Consider the following 15919-nt stretch of genomic DNA (forward strand, 5'->3'; position numbering starts at 1 on the left):
GAAGCGTCGCCTGACACGGAGGAGTTGTGACGATGTCTGCCAAAATGGAATATAAGGGAACGGATGTGGAAGAGGCCATCGCCAATGCCTGCGCCGCCTTGAACGTGAGCCGGGATGAGCTGGAGATCAAGATCGTCTCCACCGGGTCCACCGGTATTTTCGGGCTTGGCAAGAAAAAGGCGGTTGTTCAGGTTTTCCTCCGGAAGGAAAGGGCGGCCGAAGTGGAAGAACAGGCCCGGCCGGAGGAGGGCAGGCGGCCGGCTGAAGGCAAAAAAGCCGCGGCCCCGGCCAAGTCCGCGCAGCCCCCCAGGGCAGCGGCCCCGAAGAAGGCTCCGGCCGCCGATGAAGCGGTTGACCTTGAGGATCAGGAGGATGTGGTGGGGGATCCTGTCTCCCCTGCGGAGATGGAAGCCATCAAGGAGGATCTTGCCCAGATTCTCCAGCGCATGGGCTGCCCGTCCCCCATCACCATTGAGCAGGACCAGAACAACAAGGTGCATGCCCACATCGCCGGAGATTTCATCGAGACGCTGGTCGGGCCGGAGGGGCAAACCCTGGACGGTCTGCAGTATATCATGCGCAAAATCATCACCCGCAAGTTCCCGCAAAAGGTGCTTTTTTCCGTGGATGCCGGCGATTTCAGGGTGAACCGCATGCAGGAGCTGCAGGAGCGTGCCCTGCGCCTTGCCCAGGAGGTTAAGGAAACCGGCAAGACCCGAACCATCCCCGCCATCAACCCCGCGGAGAGACGGATAGTGCATATGGCGTTGCAGAGCGATACCGAGATCAGAAGCCGCAGCGTCGGCGAGGGGCTCTTCAAGAAAGTGCTCATCTATCTGCCCGGCAAAGGTCGCAGGCGCGCGCCCAGAAAGCGCAAGGGCGGTGGGGAAAAGCGTCAACAGCAATAGTCTTGCGTGGGCCAAGCCGGCCCCTGCCGGGCAATGCAAAGGCATGGCGCCGGCAGGGGCCGGCCGCCATGGGACAGGCCACAGTATGGTGATGCCGGATCACAACGAGGCGACCATCGCCGCCATCGCCACGCCGCCAGGCGCAGGCGGCATCGGCATCATCCGCCTGAGCGGGCGGCGTTCCCTCGCCATTCTTCTTCAGATTTTCCAGCCCCGAAATCCTTCCCCAAGCCTCATCAGCCATAAGCTCTATTACGGCAGCATCGTCAATCCCCGGACCCAGGCGGTGATCGATGAGGTCCTCGCCGTGCATATGCATGCCCCGCACACCTACACCCGGGAAGATGTGGTGGAGATCCATTGTCACGGCAGCTATCTGATTCTCGATGAGATTTTACGGCAGATCCTGACCTTTCCGGCCACCCGGCTTGCCGACCCCGGCGAGTTCACCAAACGGGCTTTTTTGAACGGACGCATCGATCTCACCCAGGCCGAAGCGGTCGCCGAGTTGCTGGCCGCCAAAACGAAAGAGGGGGCGGGCCTGGCCGTGGCCCAGCTCAAGGGCGGCTTGCATGCTGAGATAGAGAAGATTCGTGATGTTCTCCTGACCGTGCGGGCGGTCATGGAGGTGGCCATTGATTTTCCGGATGAGGACGTGGAGATCCTCGACGGGATCCGCCTGGGCCGCAGGCTCGACGAGGAAGTGCTGGCGCCCATTGCGCAGATGCTGGCGCGCGCCAACGAAGGGAGGATCTTTCGGGAAGGGGTTGCCGTGGTGATCCTGGGACGGCCCAACGTCGGCAAATCCAGTCTCCTGAACTGCCTGTTGCGGGAGGAGCGGGCCATTGTCACGGAAATTCCGGGCACCACCAGGGATACCATCGAGGAATATCTCGATGTGCGGGGCATTCCGGTCCGCATCGTTGATACGGCAGGGATCCGGGAAGCGGTCGAGGCAGTGGAGGAGATCGGCATCCGGCGGGCAAGGCAGAAGCTTGAGGAGGCCGAGCTTGTTCTTCTGGTCCTGGATGGTTCCGCGGGCGTCCTGGCCGAGGATCGCAATCTTTTTGCTGTAACTGCCGGTAAAAAAATTGTTATTGTAGTGAATAAGAGCGATCAGGTTGTCGACGGGAACCTGGAGGAGTGCCGGCGCTTTTTTCCCGGTGTGCCGGTGGTTGCCACTTCGGCGAAAACGGGCGGCGGCCTTCATGCCCTGGAAGATGCCATTTATGCGGTAATCACCGGGGGCACTGGCTTGCAGGAGACAGGGCAGGCGGTGCCAAACGCCCGGCATGCCGCGGCCCTCGCCCGGGCCGTCGCCGCGGTGCGGCGGGTGGCCGATGGTCTGGCGCGCGACATGGCACCGGACCTGCTGGCCATTGATCTGCAGGAGGGACTTGACCATCTCGGGGAAATTGTCGGCGAAACGACCACGGACGATGTGCTCGATATGATTTTTGCCGAGTTCTGCATCGGAAAGTAACTGCCGTAACCGCTTAAGGAAAGAGGGACCATGGGGCCAGGCAAAAAGGGGAAAGATCTCGACCTTGATCAACAGGTGGATTTTTTAAAGAAAATCAGCTTTTTCCATGGCTTTGACGACCACGAACTCAAGCAGTTTCTGCAGGTGAGCAAATGGCTTCGCGTTCCCCAGGACACCATGATCATCAAGGAGAACACCACGGAGCGTGCCTTTTACATCCTGGTGAAAGGTGAGGTCCGGGTGGAAAAGCAGCTTGCCGGCGGCGGCAAGCCCATCTCCTTGACCACCCTTTCCACCGGCGATTGCTTCGGAGAGATGGCGCTGGTCACGGAAATAAAACGTACCGCCGATGTCATCGCCAACAAAGAGTCGTTTATTCTCCGCGTCGAGCCCGACATTGTCAGCACCTCGAATGTTTTTTTGCAACTCAAGTTTTACAAGCGGTTCTGCGAAAGCCTGGTAACCCGCCTGGACCTGGCCAACAAGAGAGTGGTTGGCAGCAAGGGCAGCGAGGAGGCGAGCCCTTCCATCCTGCAGAAAGTGCTGGCTGACGGCGGCGCGCAGGAGCCGGCGGCCAGGATCGCCTTGGTGACATCGCCGCAGCCCAAGGTGAAGCCGCTCAAACCAAAGCCCGAGAGGCCGGAAAAGGAAAAGCTGGAAATCGTTCTGCCACCGATGCCGGACAAGGAACAGCGCCTGACGCCGTCAAAGCTCTATCCCAAGGTGCATCCCGAGAGCATTCTCCCGGTGAATCCGGCGGTGGCCGCGGAGTTGGGCAGGCTGCTCCAGGGGGGGGCGGAAACGGAAAACACCAGAAGGTTTGCCGATCTGATCTCCATGGACCCGGTCCTGAGCTGCCGGGTCATTCAGACAGCCAATTCGCCCTTTTTCCGGCGGGCCAGCATGGTCGGCACTGTGCCGCACGCCATGGTCATCGTAGGCGTGAAGCAGATTCAGGAAGTGGTCATCAATACCATCCGCGCGGCCAAGGGCTCGCCCGCCTTCAGCGGATTCACCGGGGTGGCGCGGGATTTCTGGCAGCACGCGGTGGTGGTGGGGCGGATTGCCGAGATGCTCAAGGACGTGATCCGGATCAACACCGCGGCGGACCTCTATCTCTGCGGCCTGCTCCATGATCTGGGCATGCTGGTGCTGGACTCCATCTCGCCCAATTTCTACCCGCAGCTTGCCCGGCCGCCCGTGGAGATGAAGGATGTGGTCAAGGCGGAAAAGGAGTACATCGGCATCGATCATGGTCAGGCCGGAGTATGGCTTGCCGAGGGCATCGGTCTGCCGCAACCCTATCTCGATGTGATGAAGTTTCACCATCTGCCGGAAAAGGCGGCGACCAACCCGGTGCCGGTGGCCCTGGTGAATCTGGCGAATATTTTTGCGTCCCTCAAGGGCGTCTGCATGGGGCATCCCGAGGTGACGGAGCAGGACGCCCTGCGCTCCTTTTCCTGGGTGTTGATCCAGGAGCAGCACAAGCCGTTTCTGGATGTCAACGTCAACCAGTTCATCTCCTCCTTCCTGGATGAACTCGACAAAACCTGGCCGAGCCTCACCGGAGACATCCTCCTCTGACCGGGCTGTGATGTCGCCCGGTTCCAGAGGCATGGCGGTCAATCCAGGGGGGTGAACTGGTCTTTGCTGGCCCCGCATACCGGGCATTTCCAGTCGTCCGGCAAATCCGCGAAGGCGGTGCCGGGCGCGATGCCGGACTCGGGATCTCCGTCTGCCGGATCATAGACATAGCCACAGACCGAACATTCGTAACGTTTCATGGGAAGACTCCTTTATGGGTTGAAGGATCTGTTGTTGCGCGGCGGTTTCTCAATGCGGCCGAGACGCGGTACGTTGCCGGGCCGCATATAATGAATTATAGAAGGTGGCGGCTCTGCGTCAACGATTTTTCGTGACAGCTCAGTGGCGAACCGCGGCAGCCGTATTTGCGTGGAGTGAGGAAGCGGGTGATGATTGAGAAGGAAGTGGTTTTGTCGGAAAGGGAGATAGCCGCCAAGGTGAAGGAGCTTGGCGCCGCGATCAGCCGGGATTATGCCGGACGGCCCCTGGTGGTGATCGGAATCCTCAACGGGGCCTTTATTTTTCTCGCCGATCTGGTGCGGGAGATCGCTTTGCCCATTGAGATTGATTTTATCCGGGTGGCCAGCTACGGCGGCAGCACCTGCTCCTCCGGCACGATCAACTTCACCAAGGATATCGAGATCGGGATCGAAGGCAAGGAGGTTCTGCTGGTCGAGGATATTGTCGACACCGGCCGGACCATTGCCTGCCTCAAGGATATTCTGGCCGCCAAGAAGGCCGGTTCGGTACGCATCTGCGCCCTGATCGACAAAAAAGAGCGGCGGGAGGTGGAGGTGACGGTCGATTATGCCGCTTTTGAAATCAGGGAAGGCTTTCTGGTCGGCTACGGCCTGGACTGCGCCGAGCAGCACCGTCATTATCCCGCGGTGTACAAAATAATCAGCGGGATCTGAGTCGATGGACTCCCTGCAGGAAAAAGACCGGAAATTTCTCTGGCACCCCTACACCCAGATGCGGGATTACGCCCAGCGGGATCTGCTGCTCATCGACCGGGCCCAGGGGACGCGCCTCCATGACGCGAACGGCTTTGAGTACTTTGACACCATTTCCTCCTGGTGGTGCATTGTCCATGGCCACAGCCACCCCCTCATCGTCGAAAGGCTGCGGGCGCAGCTGAACCGCCTTGATCAGGTGCTGCTGGCCGGCACCAGCCACGAGGGGGCGATTCTGCTTGCCGAGAAGCTGGTCAGCCTCGCCCCGGAAAATCTTGCCAAGGTTTTTTATTCGGACAACGGCTCCACCGCCTGCGAGATCGCCATCAAGATGAGCCTGCAGTACTGGCGGCAGGTCGGCCAGCCAAAACGCACACGGTTGGTGGCCCTGGAGCGGGGGTACCATGGCGACACCATCGGCACCATGAGCCTGGGCGGGGTGCCGGAGTTCCACAGCGCATTCGCGAGCCTGCTTTTCGCTTCCCACCGCCTGCCTTCCCCTTACTGCTATCGCTGCCCGGTCGGGCAAGCCCAGGAATCCTGCGACTGCCAGTGTCTTTTGCCCTTGGCCGAGCTGCTGGCCGCCCAGGGGGATGAGGTCGCCGCCCTCATTGTCGAGCCCCTCATCCAGGCGGCCGGCGGCATGATCGTCTATCCGGGGAAGTATCTCAAAAAGCTCGTTTTTCTCTGTCGGCGGGCCGGCGTGCATGTGATCTTCGACGAGGTGGCCACCGGTTTCGGCAGAACCGGCACCATGTTCGCCCTGGAGCAGGCCGGGGTGGCGCCGGACTTTCTCTGTCTGTCCAAGGGGCTCACCGCAGGGCTTCTGCCCATGGCGGCAACCTTGACCAGCGAGGAGGTGTATCAGGCCTTTTATGCGGATTACGCCGAGGGGAAAACCTTTTTCCACGGCCACACCTTTACGGGCAATCCCCTGGCCGCGGCGGCGGCCCTCGCCTCCCTGGAGGTCTTTGCCCGGGAGGAGACCATGGCTGGTCTGCCGGAGAAAATCAGCTTTCTGCAAAAAAGAATGCAGCGCTTTGCCGACCTGCCCTGGGTCGGGGATCTCCGCCAGCTCGGCATGATCAGCGCCATGGAGCTGGTCAGGGACAAGGGACGCAAGGAGGCGTATGACTTTGCCGAACGGGTCGGCTGGCCCATCTATCTGGCTGGCCTCAAGGAGGGTCTCCTCCTGCGGCCCATCGGCAATGTGATCTACCTCTGGCTTCCCCTTTCGGTGACCTTGGCGGAAATCGAAGAAATTACGGAAAGGGTCTGGCGGGTGCTCTCTGATTCGCGTAATATCAAGGGGTGGTGAAGCTGGTCGGAATACCAGGGCGCCTGTAGCTCAGCTGGATAGAGCATCGGCCTTCGAAGCCGAGTGTCGGGGGTTCGAATCCCTCCGGGCGCGCCATTTCCTTAAAAAAATAATCCGCCCCCTATTTCCCGCTGACAGGCCCGCCGTGGATCTTCCCCGAAATATTGCAGGGCGTATCGATTTGCGCCAGGAGCATAGCCTCCATCTCCCATTTCACTTGGCCTTGGGCAAAAACGTATCCGGTTCTGTTCTGTCCATGGCCATGTTGACCATGATGCTCCCAACCGTGCCGGTCTCCGTATAGGTCACCGCACCGGGTCTGTAAGCGGAATAGACCGGGACGCCGCTCATGGTGAAGCTTGTGTCCAGATTCAGAGTGGTATCCATGGGTGCCAGGGCGGACTGGCTGTCCGGCTCCAGCAAAAACGAGTCCCCCCCTCCCTATTGTTACTCTATCATGGCACGGCAACCGTAACGGTAACGGTTTCTGTTGTTGCCCCTGATACTCCAACCGCAGTGATCGTATAGGTTGTTGTCAGGTCTGGCGAAACAATTACTTGGGTGGTGGTTTTCGCAGGGTACTCTTGAACTGTTTTCCCGTCATCCACGCGCACGACCTGCGCCCCTTCCGTGGTCCAACGTATCGTGGAACCCACACCGGCCGTAACAGTACTCGGGGAGGCGCCGACATCGTTCAGCTTCGGCAAGGGCAGATAGGGTGACCAGGCCGCTTCATAGGCCAGGAAGCCCGGCGCCACCACCTGATGGAGGGAGCCGTCGGCCAAGGTCAGGGTGTAGAGGGCATCTCCGTAAAAGAAGGTGAGCTGCCTGCCGTCCGGAGAATATTTCGGCGTCCGGCAGTCAACCGGGTCGCAATCGAAAACCTTCCGCATGTTCAGCCCTGTTTTGTCCATGGTCCAGATGTCGAGGGAGGTGCCGCCGTCTCTGTTCGAGGCAAAGACAATCGTTTCGCCGTCCGGCGACCAGGAGGGGTGGGTATTGGTATAGTCGTCGTCGGTGAGTCGCGTTTTGGTCGCTCCATCCGGGGTGATAACGAAAATATCCCCCTCGTATTCCCATTGTTTCGTGACATCGCTGTATTCTCCCCACAAGTAGTAGGCAATGGCGTCACCCGTGGGAGACCAGGCTGGCGCGCTTCCCCACAGGTTCAGCACGCTTCGGTCGTCGTTCCTGTTCACCACCTCCCAGGTGTTGTTTGCCAGATCAAAAACGACAAGCGTGCTCCAGTAATCAGACTCGCTGACAGGAAGCATCAGGGCCGCAATCTTGGTGCCGTCCGGCGAGAAAGCCGGGGTGGCCAGCGGATGATCATTGCCTTCGAAAAGGGAATACTGGACATTGTTCGGATATATATCGCCGGAGAAGGTTGCAATCACTTGGATGGATCGTTGGTAATACTCAATGCTGCATGGCTGGTCTGGTATCGGGTTTGTGCAGACTTCTTTTTCAAAGGCGAGCAGGCCACCGTCGCTGCTCCAGGCAGGCGCGAAAAAGGAAGTGTTGGGCGCAGAGGCGGAGGTGACCTGCAGCAGGCCGCTTCCGTCCGGAGAAACAACATAAATATTGCTTTCATTGCCTTCCCCGCCTGGTTGGTACATGTAGGCGATTCTGGAGTTGGGGGCGAGTTTCTGCACCTTTGCGGCAACCGCCCCTTCCTCCTGGCCGAGCTTTCCGAAATAGACAAGGGTGGCGGCGATTTCCGCGGCATTCGCCGGGATGGGAGTGTCGAGCTGCACGGAAATCGTCACGTAGTTGCTGTTGATCGGGTCGGTGGCATCAGAGACGGTATAAACCGGCGTCTGCTGCCGGATATATACGGGCTCAGAAGTCCCCGCCGGGGTATAACTGTAGACAAATTCGATTGTCCCGCCGCCAAACCGCTCAGGGACACCACCAAGGAGTGAGTCGTTTTTGACAAGCAGTTCGATCCAGGAGATGGAGCCATCATGGGCTGTAGTCAGGCGGGGTGTTTTCACGGCGAGCTTGCCGCGGAAGAAGTAGTTTAAGAGCGCGGTGGAGTATCCGACAGCCCGGGGGACAAGTTGCCCGGCATAATCACGATACACCTCTTCATCAAGGATCAGGTTGTGAATGGGGATGTTGCTCTCATACTCATCCAAGGCATGGTAGCCTGCAGCGGCAAGCCGGTATAATGATGTTTGGCCGTCAGCAATTATCTTGTAAACATAAATTTTGTTATCAATCTGACCGTCTTCCGCATCAACCGGGACCGGATTATTCCAAGCAATCGTTATGTGGTTGGTGTCTGCTTCATCAGGGTGTTGGTAATTGCTGAATATTGTGTCCTCACTGAGGAAATTGGCATTAGTGTACTCGGCAAGGCCAATCAAGGGGTCCATGGTTATTTCCGGATTAGTGCCGGAATAAGCGTCGATATCAAACAATGACGCAATCGGAAGCGGCGCATCGTTATTGGGGATGGCATGATTGAAGATTTCCGGGTCCGGTGTGAATGGCAACCCGTCAAGGTTCAAGGCAGATTGTTGGGCCCATTTTTTTGTCGTCAGTTCAAAATGACTGACCCAGGGGATGATAACTTCCGGGTGGGCATCGTTTCTAACATGGGCAGGTACCGCCATGTCCGAAACCAAGTGTATCAACTGCCCTAAGGTCGTAAAGGTGGTGACATAGCTGGCTGGCGAATTGGTGAGTAACGCTTCGTAGAAACTATTGCGGGCGACATGCCAGGATGCATCATTTTCAGACGATTGAGCCCATATAAGGGCCGAGGAGTTACCCACTATCTCGGTGGTTGTTAGGTTAGCCTCTTCCCACGGCATCAAGGGATCGTGGAAGTGATTGAGGGAGCGCAGGCCAGAGTCTTCTTTCGTTCCTCCCAAGCCTAGAAAGAATTCTATATCACTATCATTAACTAATGTTGACTTTAAGCCATCATGGAATTTTAAAATTTCTGTTAAATAGGAATTAATTGACGACAGGTTTGAAGAAGAAATATTAATTTTAGGGTGGGTTTCTTTATCGTCAAAGGCATAACACATTGATGTGTGTAATGGAATGACGAGAAAAACAAAAAAAATAGTTGTCATTTTTGTCAACATTTTGCCATCCTTGATAATTAGTCATTTTGGGTTATTATCATCAGAGTGTAATGGCGTGAGTCCCAGATATATCCGCTCATCGTCTAGTAGATTTAAAATATCATTCTTCTTTGTGTATGGGATAAGTGGTGAAATGTATAGGTGAGAGAGATTTTCCATCCTCTCCTTCTTTGTGGCTAAAGGTACCAAGCTTATAGTCACAAATTTATCTTTAGGAATTGCGCCATCGTCAAGTTGCGGTTTCGGGAAAACTTTCGTCCCCTTATAACCGGGATACACTCCATAGCCGGGTTTGAACACATAGGTTCGTGGGAGAGTATCCCAAACCTGCCCCGGCCGTATGGTTGATACACGGTACTCAAGAGAAAACTTTCCATTCTCATCCGTAAACACTTCTTTGGTGTCTGCAAAATGAGACTGAAGACCGGCCAAATTGCTGGATAGAGTGTAAAATTCCATGTAAATTACCGCCCCTTCGATAGGCTTTTCGGTTTCAGCGTCCACGACTTGGCCCATATAGGGGCCGTACTTATGGGAAACCGCACAGCCGGAAAGAACAAGCAGTGCCACCATTCCTATTGTCATCCGTATTAAGGATTGCATTTTCTTCATCCTTCTAAAGGTTAATATTTGTAGATTTTGAACAGCCCATCCCCATCAACGGCAAAGTAGATATAATATGTGATCTCAATCGCTGAACCATTGATTATCTGGGTTCGGTTGATCCGGTATTTGGCAATGCCATCCTCGCAGTAAATCATGCTAATGGCCTGCATATTGCTGTAAATGGCCGGGAGGTGGTCCAGCAAGTCGGAGAATATCAACCGATATTTGCCTTGTGAGCGTTGCAGGAAATAGCTAAGCCCTCCTTCGACGTCCCCTGCGACAATCGCGTTTTTCATCCCATCCCACTTGGCCTTGAGCAACGCGTCCAATTCTGTTTTATCCATGGCCAAAACAGCAACGGTGTCGTTATAAACGGCGCCAACTTCATCCTGCGCTTCGACGGTAAAGTAATAGATGCCGGGATCGGCCATGTTGGCCATGATGCTCTCGACCGTGCCGGTCTCCGTATAGGTCACCGCACCGGGTCCGGAACCGGAATAGACCGGGACGCCGCTCATGGTGAAAGTTGTGTCCAGGTTCAGGGTGGTATCCATGGGTGCCAGGGCGGACTGGCTGTCCGGCTCCAGGGTAACGTATCCGCTTCCCGGGGCATAAACAACGATGATGCTCTCCTGAGCCTGGGTTCCTGCCGGGTCGGTGGCTGTGACGGTGATAATGTTCTCGCCCTCGACCAGCGCAACATGGCTGGCGGCAAACTCGCCCCCATAACTTAAGGCAGGCACGCCGTTGACCACTACGCCGGTCTCGCCGCCGGCCATGGCATAGGCTGTTCCCCTGACCAGGACATCAGGCCTGGTCAGGACCGCGCCATGGGCCGGCGAGAGAATCTGAATGCTGAAAAGAGCCGAGGTTGTGAAGCTCATTGTTGCGGAGCTTGCCGGGATCCCATAGGCGTTGGTCGAGGAGACCCGGAAAAAGTATTCCTTTCCGGAATACAGGTTGTCCAAGGTAAAGCTGTGGCTGGTGACAAGAGCGCTGTCGGACACCAGCAGGCCGAGATCGGCACTCTGGCCGTATTCCACCATGCCGCTGGCCGGTTGGTCCGTTGTCCAGCCGATGGTGGCGGAGTTCGATGTGACATTGCCGACGACGATATTGCTGATCAATGCCGGGGGCTGGGTGGTGAAAAGATAATCGCCGCTGCTGACCCGCTCCCCAAGGCTGTTTGCGGAAATGACCCGGTAGTGATACTGAGTTGCCGGGGCAAGGCCGGCCAGAGCGAGGCTGTGGGCGTTGACCAGGGAGCCATCCGTCACGGATTGCCCGTATGCGGTGGTGGGTCCGTATTCGACCAGGCTGTCCGCGGCCTGATCGGTATTCCAGCTGATAACGGCGGTGTTGCCCGTTATATCGCTTGCCGCGATATTGGCCAGAATAAAGGGCACCGGCGTGGTCAGCACCTTGTCTGCGCTAAAGCCTTCCACCTGATCGCTGTTGACGCCTTTGATCCTGAAATGATAGGTGGTGCCGGCAACAAGATCGGGCAAGGTGAGGGAGTGGGTTGTTTTCAGGACAGGGTCTGAAACAATCCGGCCATAGGCCGTGGTTGTGCCGTATTCGATTATGCTTGAGGCGGCAATGTTGGTGGTCCAGTTGATCGTCGCGCTGTTGGCGGCAAGCGGATTAACCGTGATGGATGAAATAGAGGGCGCCGCCAGCTTGAGGACAACATCCGGGAGGGTGGTAACGGTGCCGGCGGCAACGGTGAGGGGGATTGTTTCGGTGGTGTAAGTGGCCATACTGATGTAGCAGTTTACAGCCCCGGTCATGCCGGCAAGGCTAAAGGTGCCGTCCGCTTTGGTGTAAGCGTTCCAGCTTGTTGTTCCGTCGGAGACGTCGACTCTGGCAGAAGCAAGGGGCAAGCCCGCGGTGTCGGTCACCCTGCCGGTGATCATGCCGAAGTCCCCGTAGACGGTCAGAGTCGCGGATGCGGTCTGCTCAAACTCGTCGACAGCGGAGACGGTAATGGGGTTGGCCCCCTGAACCAGAGTGACCCAGCCCCAATAGGTGCCGTCTACATATACCGTTGCCTGCTGGCCGTTTATATATACAACGGGATTTTGGGTGACATCGCCCTGTTCGAGAGCGTTCGTTACGGTCCCTTCTACTTTCAGATTGGTCACCGTCAGGGGTGCCCCTTCGGCCGGTGAAGTAACAGTGACAGCCAGCGGAGGCGCCGGGGTGAGGAGAAGGTCGTGTCTGGTTATCTGCCCAGGAAGGGCAGTGCCGGTGGCCGAAGCGTCAAAATATGCCTCCTTGTCGACTCTGAGTTCGTAATCCCCGGCAAAGAGGCCGGAAAAAGAGTATTGCCCGGCAGGATCCGTTGTCGTTGCGGACGTGCTGAGAAAGAGAACCGAAAACTGATCGGTGGCGAGGTTGTATACAGGGTTTGACAGGCCATCCCGGTGTTGGTATTTGACGGTGAGCCAGCCATCGCCGTCCAAATAATCTGCTAAATTCTCCCGCACCGTTCCGGTTAGGGTAACATCGTCATAACCGGGGCCATGCGTTTTCCCCTCAAGAAGTTCCCAGGAGCTCAGGGTATTGTTGTAAAGGTAAAGGCTTGAACTGCTGCCGTAGTTGATCACCCAGGACAGATTGCTCACGACATCGTTGCCCGGCAGGTAGCTCTGATCGAGCTGCGCATCGACATAGGTTTGGAAGATAAGGCTTTCTTTGGTCTGCCAGACTGTGTCATCCCGGAGAAAGCCGGTGCCGTTGTTGTATGAATTAACGGCATTGCTCCCCCAGAACACATCGCTTTGGTATCCGTAATCCGTTCCCCAGCCGTAGAGGAAGAGGTAATAAGTTTCCCCTGCCGTCACCGAGGCGGGCGTCGGGAACTGGAAATTTACCATGCCAAGGGTTGTCGGCAGGTTTATATAGGGCAGGGTTTCGCTCGTGGCAAGGATGGCATCCGCTTCGCCGCCGACTTGTTTTTTCAGGAAAACGGTAGCCTTACCCTGCCAAGCGTATGGGCTTACGTTCTCCCGGGCAAGGTAGAGGCTCACGCTTGTGAGCTGCCCTGTCTTTGCTGCGACAAAGCTTTGGGCAAGCACCCTGCAGCGGATGGATTCCCCGATGCCGTTCCAGATGATTTTGGCGCCGTCCACAGCCGAATAGGGGTTTCTGACCTTGTAGACAATTTCGCCGCTTTCCGAGCTCACCAGCTTGATCTTTGTTTCGTCGTTTTCGTGGATGGGCTCGCTCACGCTGGAAACCTGCGAGGCGCCCGGCCCTTCATAGTCATAGATATAGGCGCTGAATTCCCGGGGCATGTCCAGGGTCACCTCGGCATCGCTCACCGGTTGAGACGAGTTCTTGTCTGCTATCTCTCCCATGATGCCGGTGGACGCGTAGGAGGCACAGGAGCCCTGCAGAGGGAAGTCAAAAATCGGCTGGTCCATGTCGTCCGATTCTATGTGCAGATACTCGGAAAAAACGCCGTCTCCTGCCGGAGAAAAGGCGGCGATCAGATAACAGTTTCCGCCGGGGGGAAGCGTCTGTCCGGAACAGTAGTCAACGGACAGGGAAAATTGGTCCTGCTGCGGCAGGGTGATATTGCCGAGGTGCAGATCTTCGGAGCCGGTGTTTTTGAGAAGGATTTGCTGCCAGACATAGGCCCCGGCCATGACCTCGCCGAAGTCGAGAGTCCCGGGTTCCGGGGTGAGAATCCGATTGTCAAGGCCCTTGGCGCTTGTGCCTGTCAGGGTGAGTTCGGCAATGTCAACCCAGGTATCGGTGGCGACGATCCGGAACTTGAGGAACCCGAAGTTGTTCTGCGCGGGAAGCAGGGACGTGAGGGCAACGGAGTTTTCCCCGGAAACGAGGGTTGCGGAAAGCATGGCAGCACTGTTAATCGTAACGCCGTCCGCGTTGTAGGCATAAATCAAAACAGATTGTTCGCCCCCGTCAGCGTCGGCCACATATATCCTGGCCGCCAGAGAGGCAAGATCCTTTGCTTCGAGGTTGCTGATAATGCCCAGTGCGTCATAGCCGTCCAGGTCCTTGCGGATCCTGGTGAATGTTCCCCAATTATTGTCGGCGAGGAAGGTGGAGACATCGGTTGCCGATGGGTCTGTTTCGGTGATCTGGGTAAGATTAGAATAGAGAAATGCCTTGGGCAGAATATTTATATTGTCGTCGCAGGCATAGCCGATCCCATCCCCGTCCAGATCCACCTGGGTCTGGTTGAAGATGGTAGGGCAGTTGTCTTCGAAGTCCAGAACCGTATCATGGTCGGAATCAACATCGGCGGTGATGTGATTCTCTTTCAGAATCGTTTCCCGGTTCCCAGCAGAGTCCTGAACCGTGAGCGCAACGGAATATGTGCCGAGAGAGGAAAAAACGTAACTCGGGTTCTGCTCATTGGCATCGATGTTTCCGTCATTGTCAAAATCCCACTCCCAGAAGGTGATGGCACCGCCGGGGCCCGGCAGCGATTTGTCGGTGAAATTGACAGTCAGCGGGGCAACGCCTTTCTCGGGTGTCGCCGAAAAGTCGGGGAGGAGTACCGTGGAGTATTTAGCATATAAATAACTGGTGTCGTAGTAGACAAAAGCGCGGGCCCCCAAATCGATGATGGCCGGGGCGTGGTGGTTGTAAAAACTCCAGCGTGTTGTCGGGGTGGGGCCGTAATTGTAGCCGGTTCCGTCCGAGGAGGCCGGCGCGACCCATGTCGGCAAATCAAACTCCCGTTGTATGCCGATCCCGCCGAGGAGGGTGAATACCGTATACGGCACGTCGTCCACCAATACCAGGGTGCCGGAACCGTAATTTTTCCCGGAGTCCAAAGTTAGCCAGCCATTGCTCCAAGGTTGGCCTGCCTCGTGCAGATAATGCACGTGGCGTCCGTTGACGTTGAATGAAAGCCTGACATCGCCGTTGGCGTGAATGGCCAGAGACGCTCCCCCTCCATACAGTACCATCTCCTCAAAGGCCGTAGGGTTATTGGCATTGCCCTTGAGGACCTTATTGTTCAGCATGATGTATGGGATATTGTCCGGTCCGACAGCTATGTCAATGGTGGGTATGATCAGAGATTCTTCAACGGAAGTAAGGGGCAGCAAGTTCCATACTCCATTGATTTTGTTTGCATAGTAAACGGTGGTTATGGCACTTCCTTTATAGCTTTCCGCTCGCTGGTATAGGATATGGGGGGCATCATTGGCGTCAATGGCGATTGCGGCGAGCGCCTCCTTGGGGCCGGCGGTTGTGTCGAACAATTCAACTTCTGACCAGGTGTTGGGGCTTGCTGCGCTGCCAGCTGGATAAAATTTTTGGTAGTAGGGCTGGTTTACCCAGTTGTAGCTTATAAGATGAATAACGTCGGCGCTGTCCACGGCAGCGCCAATGGCCGTATTTATATACCATTCATCGTTGGTCCCGACCAAATTCCACGCCCCGTCATTTTCGGAGGAAGCAATCGAGACTTTTCCATTTGTCGCGGTCGCCGTCCAAGGCCCACCTCCCAGCAAATAATAAGGCCGGCCCGATGAGGTTCTGACTATTTGTTTCGGGTTTCTTAAAACCGTGTTCAGATTTTCTCTCAATACAAGTTCAGTAGAGGAAGCGGGCTCAGATGGAAGCACGGTAACCGTTTTCAGCCCTGTACTTGTGCCGCCCACGCCTGTGGCGGTCAATGCATAAGTTGTCGACGCCAATGGGCTCACGACAAGTGAACCAGACGTGGCAACCTCTCCGATGTCGGGATCGATGCGGCAGGCCTCGGCATAGGCGACATTCCAGGAAAGAGTTATTGATGAACCGCTGCGGATGAGATCGGGCGAGGCGCTGAAACTCACAACCGGCGGCGGGATAACGACAACCTGTACGCTTGCTGTGGCACTGGATTTGGAATTGCTGACCGTAATGACATAGTTGGTGGTTTGGGTCGGAGATACCTCAATGGTCCCATTGACAGGAACCGTGCCGATATCAGGCGT

The 15919-nt window shown here is 56.5% G+C and carries 10 protein-coding genes and 1 tRNA gene; 6 read left to right on the forward strand and 5 right to left on the reverse strand.

Translation table 11 applies throughout. From position 1 onward, the window contains the following. The first annotated feature begins 32 nt into the window (after window positions 1-32). From jag to ACUUL3_RS16370, 3 genes are all read left to right on the forward strand, one after another. Window positions 33-908 (forward strand): RNA-binding cell elongation regulator Jag/EloR, encoded by an 876-nt coding sequence (gene jag, locus ACUUL3_RS16360; protein WP_448553177.1) that lies wholly within the window; start codon window positions 33-35, stop codon window positions 906-908. Between the two features lie 85 nt (window positions 909-993). Next, window positions 994-2391, forward strand: a complete 1398-nt coding sequence (gene mnmE / locus ACUUL3_RS16365; protein ID WP_448553179.1) for a tRNA uridine-5-carboxymethylaminomethyl(34) synthesis GTPase MnmE — start codon at window positions 994-996, stop codon at window positions 2389-2391. Window positions 2392-2421: 30 nt separating this feature from the next. Then, window positions 2422-3975, forward strand: a complete 1554-nt coding sequence (locus tag ACUUL3_RS16370) for an HDOD domain-containing protein (RefSeq protein ID WP_448553181.1) — start codon at window positions 2422-2424, stop codon at window positions 3973-3975. Between the two features lie 38 nt (window positions 3976-4013). Here the strand turns inward: ACUUL3_RS16370 and rd are convergent, their stop codons facing one another. Then, window positions 4014-4175 carry a rubredoxin gene (gene rd / locus ACUUL3_RS16375; protein ID WP_448553183.1) on the reverse strand — a complete coding sequence of 54 codons (162 nt, stop codon included), beginning with the start codon at window positions 4173-4175 and terminating at the stop codon, window positions 4014-4016. Between the two features lie 189 nt (window positions 4176-4364). Between rd and hpt the strand changes: the two genes are divergently transcribed. The 3 genes from hpt (at window position 4365) to ACUUL3_RS16390 (ending at window position 6342) form a co-directional block, all read left to right on the forward strand. Continuing rightward, window positions 4365-4889, forward strand: a complete 525-nt coding sequence (gene hpt / locus ACUUL3_RS16380; protein WP_448553185.1) for a hypoxanthine phosphoribosyltransferase — start codon at window positions 4365-4367, stop codon at window positions 4887-4889. A gap of 4 nt (window positions 4890-4893) precedes the next feature. After that, a complete protein-coding gene (gene bioA, locus ACUUL3_RS16385) occupies window positions 4894-6246 on the forward strand; it encodes an adenosylmethionine--8-amino-7-oxononanoate transaminase (protein WP_448553187.1) in 1353 nt (450 codons plus the stop codon). 19 nt (window positions 6247-6265) lie between these two features. After that, a tRNA-Arg gene (locus ACUUL3_RS16390) sits at window positions 6266-6342 on the forward strand. A 117-nt stretch (window positions 6343-6459) separates the two neighbouring features. Here the strand turns inward: ACUUL3_RS16390 and ACUUL3_RS16395 are convergent. The 4 genes from ACUUL3_RS16395 to ACUUL3_RS16410 are packed head-to-tail and all read right to left on the reverse strand — an operon-like array spanning window position 6460 to window position 15367. Beyond that, window positions 6460-6669 (reverse strand): hypothetical protein, encoded by a 210-nt coding sequence (locus ACUUL3_RS16395; RefSeq protein WP_448553189.1) that lies wholly within the window; start codon window positions 6667-6669, stop codon window positions 6460-6462. Window positions 6670-6701: 32 nt separating this feature from the next. Further along, the gene (locus ACUUL3_RS16400) at window positions 6702-9347 is read right to left on the reverse strand and encodes a hypothetical protein (RefSeq protein ID WP_448553191.1); all 2646 of its coding nucleotides are present in this window, start codon (window positions 9345-9347) and stop codon (window positions 6702-6704) included. A gap of 21 nt (window positions 9348-9368) precedes the next feature. Then, a complete protein-coding gene (locus ACUUL3_RS16405) occupies window positions 9369-9950 on the reverse strand; it encodes a hypothetical protein (RefSeq protein WP_448553193.1) in 582 nt (193 codons plus the stop codon). A 20-nt stretch (window positions 9951-9970) separates the two neighbouring features. Continuing rightward, on the reverse strand, window positions 9971-15367 hold the full coding sequence (locus ACUUL3_RS16410) for a fibronectin type III domain-containing protein (RefSeq protein WP_448553195.1): 5397 nt from the start codon (window positions 15365-15367) through the stop codon (window positions 9971-9973). Window positions 15368-15919: the final 552 nt, after the last annotated feature.

This window comes from Thiovibrio sp. JS02, assembly GCF_053485635.1.